14 protein-coding genes, 1 tRNA gene and 1 pseudogene are annotated in these 15,335 nt (G+C 70.9%); 8 read left to right on the forward strand and 8 right to left on the reverse strand.

Annotated features, from left to right (window positions below):
• Positions 1 to 5: 5 nt before the first annotated feature.
• The 6 genes from OKJ99_RS10940 (at position 6) to OKJ99_RS10965 (ending at position 9,559) form a co-directional block, all read left to right on the forward strand.
• The gene (locus OKJ99_RS10940) at positions 6 to 1,880 is read left to right on the forward strand and encodes a hypothetical protein (RefSeq protein WP_326015724.1); all 1,875 of its coding nucleotides are present in this window, start codon (positions 6 to 8) and stop codon (positions 1,878 to 1,880) included.
• A complete protein-coding gene (locus tag OKJ99_RS10945; protein ID WP_326015725.1) occupies positions 1,877 to 2,986 on the forward strand; it encodes a PrgI family protein in 1,110 nt (369 codons plus the stop codon). The genes OKJ99_RS10940 and OKJ99_RS10945 overlap by 4 nt, the downstream gene beginning before the upstream one ends.
• On the forward strand, positions 2,983 to 4,914 hold the full coding sequence (locus tag OKJ99_RS10950; RefSeq protein WP_326015727.1) for a VirB4 family type IV secretion system protein: 1,932 nt from the start codon (positions 2,983 to 2,985) through the stop codon (positions 4,912 to 4,914). The genes OKJ99_RS10945 and OKJ99_RS10950 overlap by 4 nt, the downstream gene beginning before the upstream one ends.
• A gap of 81 nt (positions 4,915 to 4,995) precedes the next feature.
• Positions 4,996 to 7,467 carry a helicase HerA domain-containing protein gene (locus tag OKJ99_RS10955; protein WP_326015729.1) on the forward strand — a complete coding sequence of 824 codons (2,472 nt, stop codon included), beginning with the start codon at positions 4,996 to 4,998 and terminating at the stop codon, positions 7,465 to 7,467.
• A 38-nt stretch (positions 7,468 to 7,505) separates the two neighbouring features.
• A complete protein-coding gene (locus OKJ99_RS10960) occupies positions 7,506 to 8,582 on the forward strand; it encodes a replication-relaxation family protein (RefSeq protein WP_326015731.1) in 1,077 nt (358 codons plus the stop codon).
• A complete protein-coding gene (locus OKJ99_RS10965) occupies positions 8,582 to 9,559 on the forward strand; it encodes a C40 family peptidase (protein ID WP_326015733.1) in 978 nt (325 codons plus the stop codon). Before OKJ99_RS10960 ends, OKJ99_RS10965 begins: the two co-directional genes overlap by 1 nt.
• A 39-nt stretch (positions 9,560 to 9,598) precedes the next feature.
• Here the strand turns inward: OKJ99_RS10965 and OKJ99_RS10970 are convergent, their stop codons facing one another.
• The 6 genes from OKJ99_RS10970 to OKJ99_RS10995 form a co-directional block, all read right to left on the reverse strand.
• Positions 9,599 to 10,237, reverse strand: coding sequence for a hypothetical protein (locus OKJ99_RS10970; protein WP_326015735.1), 639 nt, complete (start codon positions 10,235 to 10,237; stop codon positions 9,599 to 9,601).
• Between the two features lie 71 nt (positions 10,238 to 10,308).
• Entirely contained in the window at positions 10,309 to 10,773 is a 465-nt protein-coding gene (locus tag OKJ99_RS10975) for a hypothetical protein (protein ID WP_326015737.1), read from the reverse strand.
• Positions 10,774 to 10,867: 94 nt separating this feature from the next.
• Positions 10,868 to 11,983, reverse strand: coding sequence for a DUF932 domain-containing protein (locus tag OKJ99_RS10980; RefSeq protein WP_326015739.1), 1,116 nt, complete (start codon positions 11,981 to 11,983; stop codon positions 10,868 to 10,870).
• Between the two features lie 33 nt (positions 11,984 to 12,016).
• Positions 12,017 to 12,090: transfer RNA gene (locus OKJ99_RS10985), tRNA-Ile, on the reverse strand.
• Between the two features lie 34 nt (positions 12,091 to 12,124).
• On the reverse strand, positions 12,125 to 12,370 hold the full coding sequence (locus OKJ99_RS10990) for a hypothetical protein (protein ID WP_326015741.1): 246 nt from the start codon (positions 12,368 to 12,370) through the stop codon (positions 12,125 to 12,127).
• A 9-nt stretch (positions 12,371 to 12,379) separates the two neighbouring features.
• A complete protein-coding gene (locus OKJ99_RS10995; RefSeq protein WP_326015743.1) occupies positions 12,380 to 12,673 on the reverse strand; it encodes a hypothetical protein in 294 nt (97 codons plus the stop codon).
• A 141-nt stretch (positions 12,674 to 12,814) separates the two neighbouring features.
• Between OKJ99_RS10995 and OKJ99_RS11000 the strand changes: the two genes are divergently transcribed.
• Positions 12,815 to 13,048, forward strand: coding sequence for a hypothetical protein (locus tag OKJ99_RS11000; protein WP_326015745.1), 234 nt, complete (start codon positions 12,815 to 12,817; stop codon positions 13,046 to 13,048).
• A gap of 432 nt (positions 13,049 to 13,480) precedes the next feature.
• A pseudogene (locus OKJ99_RS11005) lies at positions 13,481 to 13,561 on the forward strand (dehydrogenase); the annotation flags it as partial.
• Positions 13,562 to 13,631: 70 nt separating this feature from the next.
• On the opposite strand, the gene OKJ99_RS11010 reads toward OKJ99_RS11005, so the two are convergent.
• Together OKJ99_RS11010 and OKJ99_RS11015 are read right to left on the reverse strand one after the other, a co-directional pair.
• Positions 13,632 to 14,564: a hypothetical protein gene (locus tag OKJ99_RS11010; RefSeq protein ID WP_326015747.1), complete on the reverse strand. Its 933-nt coding sequence runs from the start codon at positions 14,562 to 14,564 to the stop codon at positions 13,632 to 13,634.
• A gap of 328 nt (positions 14,565 to 14,892) precedes the next feature.
• A complete protein-coding gene (locus OKJ99_RS11015; protein ID WP_326015749.1) occupies positions 14,893 to 15,333 on the reverse strand; it encodes a hypothetical protein in 441 nt (146 codons plus the stop codon).
• Between the last annotated feature and the right edge of the window lie 2 nt (positions 15,334 to 15,335).

Genomic DNA, 15,335 nt, shown 5'->3' on the forward strand with positions numbered 1-15,335 from the left:
CGATCGTGCTCGTCACCCTCGCTCTGGCGGTCGGCACCCTCCTGGCACCCGCCCAGGCCGACCCCAGCCCCACACCGACTTCCCGTCCACCCTCCACCTCGCTCCCAGCGGATCCACGCTCCCCGGCGCCGTCCAACACCCCGTCCCCCTGCACCTCACCACACTGCATCCGCACGCCGACGACGAATCCCGGCAAGCCGGAACCGACCGCGGAACCGACCCCGACCGAACCCAGCAGCCAAGGCATCAGTGCACCGGGCGGCATCAGCGGATGGATCGCCAAGGGCATCACCAGCGCGCTCAATTCCTTCTTCCGCGGCATCGTCGACGCGGCCCTCAACCCGTTGCTCGACCTGCTCGGCAGGACGCTGCTGACCACCCCGAGCCCCTCGTCCTTGCCACGCCTCGGCGAGCTGTGGGCGAACTCCTGGCAGATCGCGATCGCCTGCTACGCGCTGCTGGTGACCGCGGCCGGCGTGGTCGTCATGACGTACGAATCCGTGCAGACCCGCTATTCCCTCAAGGAGGTGGCGCCGCGCATCCCGCTGGGGTTCCTCGCTGCCGGGCTGTCGCTGTTCCTCGCGGGCAAGGCCGTCGATCTGGCCAACGCCCTCTCCGTGGCTGTGATGGGTGGCGGCGTGGACACGGGCACGGCCGGCGCCGCTCTCCAGGCCTACGTCTTCGCGGGCCTCAACGCCAACACCGGCAGCGTCTTCTTCGTCCTGATCGGCTTCGCCATCGCCGGCACGCTGGTGGTGCTGCTGGTCGGCTACGTTGTCCGGCTCGCCCTCACCGTGATCCTCATCGCCGGGGCCCCGCTGGCCCTGATGTGCCATGCGCTGCCGCAGACCGAAGGCGTCGCCCGCTGGTGGTGGAAGGCGTTCGGTGGGGTCCTCGCCATCCAGATCGTCCAGTCCCTCGTGTTGATCACTGGGCTGCGGCTGTTCCTCACGTCGGGCGGGTTCGCCGTGTTCGGGGGCGGTCGCAGTGGCCTGGTGGATCTGCTCGTCGCGTTGGCTCTGTTCTACATTCTGTTCAAGGTTCCGTTCTGGGTGCTCGGCTCGCTGCGGGGCGGTCATGGTCGCCGCTCAGTCGTCGGCGGTCTCGTACGCGGCTATCTCACCTATCGGACCTTCGGGGCGCTGCGCGGCCTCACGGGTAGGGCCGGTGGTCGGGGCACGGGCGGAGGGGCGGGGCCTTCGCCCTTCAGTGGCGGCCCGGCCGGCCCACCCAACTCCCCACCGCCGTCCGGAATTTCGCCCGCAGCGGCCCTACGACGCACCCGCGAGGCGGCACGTCTCTCGCAGCCGACACCGAGCAGCGCGATTGCCCGAGGCCCGCAGCGGGCGGCCCGGCTCCCGTCGTACGGTCCGCCGGCACCGGGCGCACGCGCGCAAGCCGGGGGTTCCGCGCGCGCCGATGGCGGGCCTCCGCCCCTGCCTACGTTCCGGAGCCCCGGCGAACCGGCCGCGACTGACAGCCGCCCGGACGCGTGGCGCCGCCCAAGTCACCCGCCCGGCACGCCGGCCTTCCGGGCTCCGGTCTTCCCTGCCCGGGGGCTGCCCGCTCGGCAACCACCGGGCGCAGGCAGCACTCCCACAGGTCCCGGGGCACGCCGCCCCGTCCCGTGGCCGAGCATCCCACCCAGCGTGCGGCCGATGCGGGCCAACAGGCCCCCCGCACCCGCCACATTCCGTCCCCCGATCCCCGAGAACCCAAGCGGTGCCAGGCCACTGCCACAGCGCCCTGGCCCACCCCCACCCACGGCGTTCCGTGCTCCCCCGTCCGCTCTCCGGCCCACACCCACACCCACACCCGCCAGCAGCCACCCGCGACGCCGCCTCCCGCCCCCGCCCCACACAGGAGGTGAAAACCCATGAGCGTCCCCAACTCCCCCTCACCCACCCGCTACTCCGTGCGCATCCCCGCCGACGTGGACCGGGAAGACACCGTTCTCGCGCACCTCACCGCCCGCCAGCTGCTGCTCCTGTCCGTCACCGGGGTCGTGCTCTACGGGCTGTGGACCGTGTCCCGCCCCTTCGTCCCGGTCGCCGTGTTCCTCGTCGTGGCCCTCCCCGTGGCCGGCGCCGTCGCCATCCTGGCCCTGGGGCAGCGCGACGGCGTATCGCTGGACCGGCTCCTCCTGGCCGCGATCCGGCAGCGCACGACACCGCGCCACCAAGTCGCCGCGCCGGAAGGGATCCACCCACCGCCTCCCTGGCTCGCCCGATCCGCCACTGCCCCCGACGGACGGAGCCTGACGGACACCCTCGCGGTGCCGCTCCAGTTGCCTGCCCGTGACGTCACCAACACCGGAGTCATCGACCTCGGCCCGGACGGCCTCGCCGCGATCGGCGTGTGCGGCACGGTCAACTTCGCGCTGCGGACCGCCACCGAACAGGAGGCACTGGTCGGCGCTTTCGGCCGCTACCTCCACTCGCTCACCGCCCCAGTGCAGATCCTCGTACGTGCCGAACGCCTCGATCTGAGCGCGCAGGTCGCCGAACTGCGCGAGTGCGCACCGGCCCTGCCGCACCCGTCCCTGGAAGCAGCGGCACGCGAGCACGCCGACTATCTCGTCACTCTCGCCGACCGCGTCGACCTCCTACGGCGTCAGGTGCTGCTCGTGCTGCGCGAGCCCCTGCTCTCCCATCCCGGGGTTCCGGCCGAGGGCGACAGCGCAAGGCCCCGTGCGCTCACCGCGCGTGCGCGGCGCAGGCACGCCCGCCGTCCCTCTGCCAGCGACGCGACGTGGCGCGCGGCCGAGGCCCGCCTGGCACGTCGACTCACGGAGGCCGTGGAGCTGCTGGGTCCCATCGGCATCACCGTCACACCACTGGATGCGGGCCAGGCCACCGCTGTTCTGGCGGCCGCCTGCAACCCGGACGGGCTCCTGCGCCCGTCCTCCGCGCTCGCCGGCGCCGATGAGGTCATCACCGCAACCGCCGTCCCGTACGAGGATCGTGAGGGGAGGGAACCCCCGTGAAGCGCACCCGCGCTCGCGCCCGTACCCGCCCAGCCGCAACCGGCCGGTCAGCGACGGAGCAGGGAGCGGCCGGCGGCACCGCCGCCTTCACCCCCGATGCCCTCACCGTCGCACCCCGGCACCTGGAGGTCGGTGGTGACTGGACGGCGTCGTTCGCCGTCACCGGGTTTCCGCGCGAGGTTCAACCCGGCTGGTTGCAGCCGCTGTTGACGTACCCGGGACGGGTGGACGTGGCCCTGCACATCGAGCCGATCGACCCGGTCACCGCCGCGCAGCGACTGCGCCGGCAGCTGGCCAAGCTCGAGTCCGGCCGCCGCTACACCCAGGACAAGGGCCGGCTGCTCGACCCGCAGGTCGAGGCGGCAACCGAGGACGCCTACGACCTGAGCGCCCGTGTGGCCCGCGGCGAGGGAAAGCTCTACCGGCTCGGCCTGTACCTGACGGTGCACGCGGGCAGTCGCGACCAACTCACCGACGAGGTCGCCGCGGTGCGGTCGCTGGCGGCAAGCCTCCTCCTGGACGCGAAGCCCACGACATACCGGAGCCTGCAGGGCTGGCTCACCTGCCTGCCCATGGCCCTGGACCTGATCAGGATGCGGCGCACCTTCGACACGGCGGCGCTGTCGGCGGCCTTCCCCTTCACCAGCCCCGATCTGCCGCCGCCCGACCCGACCTCCGTCGCCGCGCCGAGCGGAGTGCTGTACGGCTACAACGTCGGCAGCCAGGGACTCGTCCACTGGGACCGGTTCGCCCTCGACAACCACAACGCGGTCGTCCTGGGCCGCTCCGGCGCCGGAAAGTCCTACCTGGTCAAGCTGGAGGCGCTGCGCTCGCTGTACCGCGGGATCGAGATCCACGTGATCGACCCGGAGGACGAGTACGCGCGGCTCACGCAGGCCGTCGGCGGCGCCTATGTGCACCTGGGCGCGGGCGACGTCCGCGTCAACCCGTTCGATCTCCCCCTGCGCACCCGGCCCGACGGGCGGCTCAGCGCGCCCCGGGACGCTCTCGTACGCCGGTCGCTGTTCGTGCACACCGTCCTGTCCGTGCTGCTGGGCGGCACACCAACCCCGGCGGACCGCGCGGTACTCGACCGCGCCATCGCGGCCACCTACCAGCGGGCCGGGATCACCGCCGATCCGCGTACCTGGACCCGGCCCACTCCCCTGCTCGCCGACCTCGCCACTGTGCTGCAGCAGACGAAGGACCGGGCGGCGACCGGCCTGGCGGACCGGCTGCACCCCTTCGTCCGGGGCGCGTTCTCTGAGCTGTTCGCGGGCCCGACCACCACGCGCCCAGAGGGCCACCTCGTCGCGTTCTCCCTGCGGGACCTGGCAGACGAACTCAAGCCCATCGGCACCCTGTTGACCCTCGACACGGTCTGGCGGCACGTCTCCGACCCGGCACTGCGCCGACCGCGCCTCGTCGTGGTCGACGAGGCCTGGATGCTCATGAAGGAGCCCGCCGGGGCCGAGTTCCTCTTCCGCATGGCCAAGGCGAGCCGCAAACACTGGGCGGGACTGACCGTGGCCACCCAGGACACCGCCGATGTCCTCTCCACCGACCTGGGCAAGGCCGTCGTCGCCAACGCCGCCACCCAGATCCTGCTGCGCCAGGCACCGCAGGCCATCGACGAGATCACCCACGCCTTCAACCTCTCCGACGGTGAACGCCAGTTCCTGCTGACCGCCGACCGCGGGCAAGGCCTGCTGTCCGCCACCCAACGCGTGGCCTTCCAGGCCGTCGCCTCCGCGACGGAGCACTACCTGGTGACCACCGACCCCGCCGAACTCGCCGCGTACGAGGAGCAGGACTCCCGGTACCCGCGCAACGACGACAGCGTCTCGATCGAACTCACCACCGAGGAAGGCGATTTGAACGACTCCCCCATCGACGACGAGGACTCGCTCGATCTCGGCCCTGCCTGAACAGTGGCCACCCACGCAGGCTGATCACGCCTCCATCCCCACACCCATCCAGGATCCGCCACCCACCAGGAGTCTTCCGTCATGTCACCGCCCGGTGCGTCCCCGATCGAGGACTACCTCCGCGATCCGCAGGGCGCCGTCCACGCCGTACTCGGCCTCATCGAACGATGGGGCGCGCAGTGGGGGCCGGTTGCCGGAGCCGCCACCGTCCTCGGTGTCGCCGGCGCGGTCGTGGCCCGCTCCTGGTGGCGGCGCCGTCATCGACGCGTGCTGGCCACCCGCGCCCGCGTGATCGCCATCCTCTCGCCGCCCACAGCCGACCCGGACGGCGCGGCCGCACTCTGGGCGAACCTCGCGGGCCTCCTCGGAACCTCCCGGCGTCGACGTCTCACCGGACGGGCTCCCCACGTGGCGTGGGAATACGTCTTCGACCGGGAGACAACACAACTCCAACTGTGGGTGCCGGGCACAGTGCCACCGGGCCTGCTCGAGCGTGCCGTCGAGGCCGCCTGGCCCGGCACCCGTACCGACACCCACCCCGCACAGCCCCCGCTCCCCCGAGTCGCCCCGAAGGACCGCCAACTCAGCGTCGCCGGAGGCGAATTGCGGCTGGCCCGCAGCGACGCGCTGCCGCTCCGCTCCGACTTTCCTGCCGACCCCCTCCGCGCCCTCTTCGGCGCCACGGCCGACCTCGCCCGGCAGGAGCAGGCAGTCGTCCAGATCCTGGCCCGACCGGCGACCAGACGCCGGGCGCGCCAGACACACCGTGCGGCCCGGCGCGTAGGGGCCGGGCACTCCCCGCACCGCATCGGCCGCCTCCTCGATCTCCTGACGCCGGGCCCCCGCACACGCAAGCACACCGGCCCCAAGATCCCCGACCGGCAAGCGGCACTGGAGACGTCCGCCCAGGACCGCGCGATCGTCACCAAACAACGCGGTCCCTTGTACGAGGCCCTGCTCCGCTACGGCATCACTGCCACCGTCCCCGCGACGGCATCCACCGCCGACCGGGAGCGCACGCGGGGCCGTCTTCGGGGCCGGGCATACGCCATTGCCGGCGCGTTCGCCCCGTTCACCGAGCACAACCACTTCCGCCGCGTGCGGCTGCGGCGCCGGCTGCCTCGCGTAGCCGAACGGCGCCTGGACCGGGGCGATTTGATCGCCATCCCCGAACTGTCGGCGCTCGCGCACCTGCCGTGGGACCAGACGGTGCCCGGCCTGCAACGAGCGGGCGCCCGCTCCGTGCCCCCACCGCCCGGTATTCCGGTCACAGGATCGACCGTCCGCCCGCTCGGCCGCACCGACACGGGACCACCTCGCCCGGTGGGGCTGTGGGTGGCGGACGCCCGCCACCACCTCCACGTGCTCGGAGCCACCGGGGCGGGCAAGTCCGAACTGCTCGCCCGCATGGCACTGGCCGATGCCGACGCCGGACGCGGCGTCGTAGTGATCGACCCCAAGGGTGACCTGGTCACCGATGTCCTGGCGCGTCTGCCGGAGCAACTCGGCTCCAAAGTAGCGCTGTTCGACGCCGACAGCACGGACCGCCCGCCCATTCTCAACCCTCTCGAAGGCGAGGACGTCGCGCACACCGTCGACGACGTCGTCTCCGTCTTCTCACGGGTCTACGCCGCCTCCTGGGGCCCGCGCACCGACGACATCCTGCGGGCCGGTCTGCTCACCCTGCGCATGCTGCCCGGCACACCGACCCTCACGGACCTGCCCCGGCTGCTGTCCGTCACCGCGTTCCGGCGCCGCGCCGTCGCCCACATCTCCGACGACATCCTGCGCGGCTTCTGGACCTGGTACGACGCCCTCTCCGAGGCAGGGCGCGCCCACGTGGCAGCCCCGCTGATGAACAAGCTCCGCGCCTTCCTGCTGCGGCCGTTCGTCCGCGCGGCCATGGCCTCCGGGCCGTCCACCGTCGACATGGGCCAGATCCTGGACGGCGGCGTCTGCCTGGTCCGCATCGCCCGCGATTCCCTGGGCGCGGAGACGTCCCGGCTCATCGGCTCGCTGGTCGTCGCCAGGACCTGGCAGGCCGCCACCCACCGGGCACACCTCCCTCCGGCAAAGCGCCGGGACGCCTCGCTCTACATCGACGAGGCACACACCTTCCTCAACCTGCCGTACGCCATGGAGGACCTGCTCGCCGAGGCACGGGGCTACCGGCTCTCGCTCACGCTGGCACACCAATACCTGCGCCAACTCCCCAGGGACCTGGCGGAGGGTGTGAGCGCCAACGCCCGCACGAAGGTCTTCTTCAACGCCTCCCCCGAGGACGCCCGGCACCTTGCCCGCCACACCGAGCCCCGGCTGACGGACCACGACCTGTCCCACCTCGACGCGTTCCACATCGCCGTACGGCCGGTGGTGAACGGCGCCGAGCTGCCCGCCTTCACCGCGGTCACCGAGAAACTCCCACCACCGATCCGCGGACGGGCAGAAGCGATCCGCCGCGCCGCCCGCCGCAACGCCCCGCCGACCCAGGCACCCCAGCCCGCCACTCCACCCCCCGGAACCACACCCCAGGACCCCCGACGTGCGCACTGATCCGCCCCACCACCACGACCACCACGAAGGAGTGCACCGTGAACACCCCACCCACCCCGCAGCGCTCCCTGCGCGCGCACCGCCCTCACCGCCCCGCTCCGCGCGCCGCCACGAACGCCGAGTACATCGCCCGCCTCGCCGGGCGCCTCACCGAACGCGACCAATGGCTGGCCCGCATGCTCTACGAGCACAAAGTCCTGACCACCGGCCAGATCACCCAACTCGCCTGGCCCTCCACCCGCAGCGCGAACCTGCGGCTGCTCCGCCTCTACCAGTGGCGCGTCGTGGACCGCTTCCAGCCATTCGCCACCTACGGATCCGCCCCCATGCACTACGTCCTCGACATCGCCGGCGCCGCCGTCCTCGCCCGCCAGGACGGCCTGGAACAAGACGAGTTCGGCTACCGCCACGATCGGGCGCTCGGCCTCGCGCACTCCCTGCGCCTGGCCCACACCGTCGCCACGAACACCTTCTTCACCACGCTCGTCGATCGCTCCCGCCACTCCGGCAACGGCGGCCGGCTGACCGCCTGGTGGTCCGAGGCACGCTGCCGCGGCTTCTTCGGTGACATCGTCCGCCCCGACGCGTACGGCCGGTGGCGCGAGCGGGGCGCCGAGTTCGAATGGTTCCTCGAATACGACTGGGGCACCGAACGCCCCGCCGACCTCGTGGGCGAAAAGCTGCCAGGCTACGCACACCTCGCCGCCACGAGCGGGATCACCACTCCGATCCTGTTCTGGACCCCGACCGCACGCCGCGAGGAGCGTGTGCGCCGTGCCCTCGACATCGCCGCCGCCCTCTTGGAAGAACCATCTCTGGTCCCCGCGGCCACCACCTGCACCGACCTCGTCCCCGGCGAGGAATGCGCCGACCCCGCGGTACGCAGGTGGCTGCCGCTGGGCGCCCCGACATCGGACCCCGGACTCCGCCTGTGCCTGACAGAACTCCCCACCGCCTGGTCCGAACTGCCCGCCCCCGGCACCGCAGCGGCCGCTCGACAGCCCGACCCCGAGGAGGACCCTGAGGACCACGAAGCCATGCCCGGGCCCCCGCGCCCGCCGTCACCGCAGCCGCCCAGCACGCCCACCGGCCCTCGCCCGCGCAAAGTGCCGTGATGCGCGCCGCGGGCAGTCTCCTGGGCGTGACCGCGGCCGGCATCGTCCTCATCGCCGTGGTCGCCGGTGCAGGCGCGGGCAGCCTGCTGGCCCCCTTCGGCGCCAACGCTCCCGGCGCCCACGCCCTGTCCGACATCCCGGCCCGCTACCTCACCCTGTACGCGAATGCGGCAGCCACCTGCCCCGGTCTGGACTGGTCGGTCCTGGCCGCCGTAGGCAAGGTCGAGTCCGACCACGGCCGCTCCCCGCTGCCCGGGGTCAGCAGCGGCGCCAACTCCGCGGGCGCACGCGGCCCGATGCAATTCCTGCTCCCCACCTTCACGGGCGTCATCGCCCGGCACCCCGCCCTCCGGCAGGGCCCAAGAGCCCCGTCCCCGTACGACCCGGACGACGCGATCCCCGCCGCAGCCGCCTACCTCTGCGACTCCGGCGCCCGGCACGGCGCGAACATCACCCGCGCCCTGTGGACGTACAACCACGACAACGCCTACGTCGCCCAAGTCCTCGCCCAGGCGGAGCACTACCGCCACCGCACGCCGAGCCCCGCGGCCGCGCGTGCGATCGACTACGCCCAGGCCCAGCTCGGGCTCCCGTACACCTGGGGCGGCAACGGCCCTGAGCGCGGCGACGCTGGCTTCGACTGCTCGGGCCTGACCCGCGCCTCGTACGCGGCGGCGGGCATGGATCTGCCGCGCACAGCCCAGCAGCAGTACGCGGCCGCTCATCCCCTGCCCTCCCACGCACCCCTGCGGCCGGGCGACCTCGTCTTCTACGGGACCGACCGCGCGCACATCACCCACGTCGGCCTCTACGTCTCAGCCAACCGCATGATCCACGCACCGGGCCGCAACAAGCCGGTCAGGATTGCCCCGTACCGGTATCGCGGGGACAACTATGTGGGGGCCGCACGACCTACGCTGCCCACGCCGTTGCCAGAGCTCAGAGGTTCGCCCGGCGGCGCGGCAGCCGTTCGTTGAGCCGGAGGACGTGGCCGCACCGCCGGGGCACGAGGCGAGTCACCACACGCGGAACCCGTCCCGGTGCTGGGCCCGTTGCAGATAGGCGATCCATTGGGTCCAGTAGTCGAGTTCCTCGGCGTCACCGCCGACGATCACCTTGACCTCTTCGGCGTTGTGGACGCGGTAGCTCTCCAGTGCCGCGGCGATCTCCTCGGGGGTGACCAGCCAGCCGTCGTTCGAGCAGAACTTGTGCAGCGCGATGCCGAAGGCCGGTTCGAGGTGCCAGGACAGGTGCGCATGAAGTTGCTTCCAATAGGCCACCACCTCCGGGCGGACGGGAAGCCCCGACCCTGGGGTCCGGTCGCCAAAGGCCTCGATCTCCTCACGGGAGACTCCGTCAGGCTCGTGCGGGAAGGGCGGAGCTTCATAGCCGGTGACCACCATGCCGAGCTGTTCCATGACCTCGCAGTAGTGGGACATCCCCCAGATGTTGAGCCGGAAGTACGAGGTGTCGGCCTCCCTCAACGCCTCGTACGCGCGCTCCACTTCCTCCTGAGCTGTCACGCAATCGGCATGGCCGGGCGGCAGGTTGAGCGTGTCTCGCGCCCTGACCGCCGCATTGAACGCCTCCTCGGCCGCGCGGACCGTGGCGGCCTCGTCGTCGGGCACGGTCTCGATGAACATGTCGTAGCCCATGGTGGGCTCCTTGAGTGATCGGGTACGGCAGGTGCCCGGCACGGCGCGCGGCCGACGCCGGGCGGGGGCGGCTACCAGACGCGGATGCCGCCGTGGTCGCGGGCCTTGGCGAGCACAGCGAGCCATTCGACCCACCAGGGCAGCCCCTCACGGGCGTAGGCCTGCGCCTCCGGCGTGGCTGATGTCCACCACCCGAGCGCCGAAGCGATCTCGTCGGGTGTGACGAGCCAGCCGCCGTGGCTGAGCTTGTAGCAGGGAATCCCGGCCGGATCGTCCGCCTGCCCGTCGAAGAGGGCACTGACCGCGTCGGCGAACTGCTCAAGTTCGGGCGGGGCCTCGGCGGAGTCCGCGGCCAGGAACTCCGTCACGCGCGCGGCCGTGGTGCCGTGGTCCTCCGGGTGCGGTTCCCGTGGCGGGCTCAGGTGCTCGATCATGCCGAGCGCGTCCATGACCTGGAGCATCATGGCCAGTCGGGTGCACTCCACCCGCAGGGGCCTGCCCTGCGGTGCATCCTCAAGTTCCAGTTCGAAGCACATGGTTGACCTCCTTTGATGTTCGGGGTGTCAGTGGTCGGGGAGGCCGCGCCCCGGTCATCGGGACTCTGGGGCGGGACGCGGCCGGTCGGTGGGCTCACACCGTCCGCAGGCGCATGAGGCGCTCATGGGCCCGGGACTTGGTCTCGTCGTCGGTGCCTTCCAGCAGCGCCGTGGCGCGGGCGATCTCCTGCGTCATGGTCTTGCCGGGGCGGCGCGGGGCGACGTGATCGAGGTAGTCGGTCAGCGTGCGCTCGGCCGCGTAGGCGGTGCGCCCGATCCGCTGGGCCTCGATGGTGAACATGTCGGCGAGCAGGTCGCGACGCCGTTCGTCGGCGCGCACGGTGCGGACGCTCGCCTCATCCTTCGACGGCCACAGCTCACCGACGAGCCGGTCGAATGCGTCGATCGCGAGATCCGTCCGCGCGAGCGCCGTTTCCTCGGCCGCCCACTGCTCGTAGTAGGCGATGGACAGCTTGAGGGTCCGCCGGGCTTCCTTGATCCGGTCGGTGGCGGATTTGGTGTGCCGCACGGTCCACCGCGTGTACGCGTCGCGAACGGCGAACCGCTCGGTGTTGCCGCACACCGGCCGCCACGGCGTGACGACGGCGGTGAACGGGGAACGCCCGTCGTGGGAGTTGATCACAGCGACGAACGGGGTGATCTCGTCGTTGATCCCGTCGGCGTCGATCGTGATGGTGCGCGGCAGCCGGATCGAGACGAACACCTTGCGGCCCTCGCGCAGCGCTCCGGCGGATTCCCAGATGACTCCGAAGTCGTTCACGAGTTGTTGCAGGAACTCGAATCCGGACCGGTTCTGGATCGGCGCGTACTGCGCGCCGACCACGCCGAGCGCCGCGCCCGTGTCGTCACGGACGGTGTGGAACTTGCCTGCGTGCTGGCGCAGTTCATCGCGCCACTGGTAGAAGGCGGGGACCCGCTCAACCTGGAAGTCGATCCCGGCGAGGCCGAGCACGGCGTCGATGTCGGTGATCCCGCCGGGGATGACGTTGCCGAGACCGTGCCATGCGGGTGTGGTGGTGTACAGGGCGGCGGTGCCGAGTGAGGTGTCGAGACCATCCTTGCCGATCACCTCGCCCCGGTCGAACCCGACGGTCGCCGCGTAGGTGCCGTCGTCGCGGCGGACAGCTCCGACCTCTGCGATGCGGGCGGTGCGCTCCGCGTAGAACCTCTCGTTGACGTCAGTGGACATTGCTCCTCCTCCATGGTCACGAGATGAGAGGAGTGGACCCGACCTGGATCGAACCGGCGCTGACGTTCGGTTATAAGCCGACCGCTCTACCACTGAGCTACGGGCCCTGTTGTGCGTGAGGTGTTCTGACGGCGCCCGCACTCAGTCGCAGGCAGCCGAGCGGGTGATCGACTCGCGGCGCGCGTGGTGCGGACCGGAGCGCTCACCCCAGGGGTCCACGAGCGCGAACCGGGCGGCGGGAAGACCGAGTTGGTCGGCAAGCGCGCACTCGCGGCACTGGCACGGGAGCGCGAGCCACAGACCGTGATGGCTCTTGATCGAGCCGTGGTAGATCACGAGGTCACCGGGCTCGATCATGTCGAGCGACCGGAACAGCGAATCGGACATGGCGCCCCCTCAGGCAGCCAGAACCGGAAGAGTTGCGGTGCGCGGGTAGATCTCCCACGCGGTGGCGAGCACGTGCGCCTCGCTCGGCCGGTACGCGGCGATGCGGCGGAAGCGGCCATGGATCAGGAGGAAGGCGCAGGTCGGCTCGCGACGGTAGATCGTTCGGTAGGTCTCGGCGGCCACGCGGCCGAATGGGGAGGCGTAGCGCCAATTGGCCGGGAGGCCACGCGCGGCGAGGAATTCGGTGGAGGTTATCCGAGGAGCAGCGATCTCACGAACTGCGGTGCTGAGCTTGACGTTCATCACGAACCCCCAAGACCGGAGTGCCAACTTTCTTGGCACTTTCAGTGTCTCGCTCGGGCCGCTTGATCGCAACAAAGTTGGCAGTGATTCTTTACGTGACGCGCCCGCTTCCCCAGCAGCCGACGTGAGACGATTCCGACCATGACGCCACGTCCCGACCCGCGCGTTGAGGCCCAATGGCTCCGCAAGTTGGAGCGCGCGACCATCGCCCACGAAAAGGCCCGCCGCGCATTGGACGAGGTGATCGCCGACGCTCGTACGGCAGGCGTGCCCTTGATGACCATCGCGAAGCACACGCCGTACAGCCGGGAATGGGCCCGGAAAATCGCGCACCGAATCGATGCGGAACGCACCAGACCCGAACCGACGGACTGAGCGCAACAGCCGACACCCTGGAAGCCGAGACCACGACCGCGCCGCCGGCGCACATGAAGGTGACTATTACTACGCAACAGCATTGAGTTGCGGTCACCAAAGGTAGGGACTTTGCATCGCTGAACTGCGAGTCCCAAGCTGTGCAGGGCTACCGCTCTAGAGGGAAGACCGCTAGGAAGGCCTATTGGTAGCCCCATCGGCGGCGGGGTCGCCTTTCTCCTTTGGGTGTAGCTCTCTTCCGGGGACGGCCCCGATGGTTTGAGCTGGGAGATCGTGGTTGTGGGTGATAGCGGCGTGGTCGGGGTCTCTACCGTGTGGGTGGAGGAGGCGACGCTGATGGGGTCGTTGATCGGGGAGTTGGAGGCGCGGGAGGCGGCGGCCCGGTCCCGGGTGGAGACGCTCGTAGCGGAGCTAACCCGGCTGACGGCCCGTCTGGACGGCTCACGCCCCGACTCCTGGCGCTACCTGGTCGACGACGCCGGCAAGCCGGCGGACGCAACCGGATACCGGTGAGGGGCATCGCCCGCGGGGCTCTTCCGACGTCCGTCCGACTCGCCCGCCGCCCCACATGCGCAGTCGTACGTCAGCCCGCCCGCTCATAGGTAAGGACGGTCTTCGGGTGGTTGCCGATCTTGCGTAGGCGCAGCGGGCCGTCCGAGGACTTCACGTCGAAGGAGTACTCGGTCTCCTTCGGCGGGCAGTTAACGGTCCTGGTGCCCTGATCGAGCTTGAAGTTGCTCATGGACAGGTCGTGCTGGTCGATGCCGGTGACAATGGCGCTGCCCTTGCATCGCGGGCCGGTGCGGGACTCGATGACCGCGCGTGCCCATCTGCCCGACCCGACCTGATGGATGGTCAGCTGCTGGCTGCCGTCCGTGGCTCGCCACCGGCCCACGAACCAGGGGTGGATGGGCTTGTACTTCATGGCCACCTTGGCGAATCCGGAGCCTTTGCGCCAGGTCAGCGTGGCGGTTCTCACCCAGCTGGGAGCGACGAAGTCCACTCGGGCGCCACCGTCGCGGATGCGGACCTTCGGCCAGACGATGGTGTTCTTGGTCGGGTCGGTGGTCCAGGAGGAGAGGTCCCCGGTGGCGACGGCCGCGATCACCTCTTGCGGTTCTTCGCCGTCCCTGCAGTACGCGCCGAAGCCGGCCGCGAGCCACACGGTGTCCCGGTACGCCTTTGCCCTGATGCCGCCGCACGGTCTGGTGCCGGTCTCATAGACCGTCTTCCGGGCGGACCAGGCGTCGTCGGAGGCGTCGCGATGCTGTGCCTCCAGGCCGCGGCGAGTGAAGCGGAGCGACACCTGCCGGCCGTCGGACAATTCGAGGACGGTGTGGTCGTCGTCGTCCTCGACGACCCGTGAATCAGGCTTGTCCTCGGGTTCGCGGTGGGACTTCGTGCGCTTCGTGCTGCTGCCGGACGGTCCCTTGTCCGATTGCTCGGCACAGCCGCCGACGGCTGCGCCGAGCACCAGCACCGCTACCGCCCACGCCCCTGCGCTCTTCGTTCTCATGCCGTGTCAGCTCCCGTGTACGCCGCGCCGCGATGCCCGGGCCGGTGGGTGGCACGAACTCGGCGATGCTAGTCGGTGGGCGGCCCGCCCCGTTCGGCCCCCGGCACGGTGCGGCCCCGGCGGTTCCGTCACTCGTCGAGGACGGCGGCGACCCCACTCGGGCCCGGGCCGCCGCCTCCCGCGCCTCCAACTCCCCGATCAACGACCCCATCACCCACAACCACGATCTCCCAGCTCAAACCTCGGGGCCGCCCCCGGAAGAGAGCTACACCCTTCTCCTTTTCGGCCGCGCACCGAGCCGAGGGAGACAAGCACCCAGCGGGTGGGGCTACCTGCCGAGGAGGACGTCGGCGAGTTCGGGGATCTGCCGCACGGGAAAATGAAGTAGGGCCGCATCGGAGAGTCCGTTTGGCTCCAGGGGGACGTTCATCCGCCAGCATCCGGGGCGCCACCGCAGGCCGACTCGCCTGGCAAACAGCGGCTCAGTGGCCAGCAGATCGACCAGACGCATGGCGTCGAGGAGCGGGAGCTTGAGCAGAGCCCACCCGCGGTGAAAGGCGATGAAGTTCTCAGCCCCGTAGCCCAGGGGGCGGTCGGCCTGGGCACGTACTGCTGCGGTTGCTTCGCCGACGTCCTGGCAGCAGGCGAGCGTACGGAAGCCCAGCCGCCACAGGTCCCGGATCACCGGCACCAACGCTTCGTCGATCTCCACGTGTTGGCCGTCGCGGGTGGTGAGTGTCTCGTAGGGGTGGACGATGGGGTCGGCCATCG

It is taken from the genome of Streptomyces endophyticus, from assembly GCF_035798155.1.
Classification (GTDB): Bacteria; Actinomycetota; Actinomycetes; order Streptomycetales; family Streptomycetaceae; genus Streptomyces; species Streptomyces endophyticus.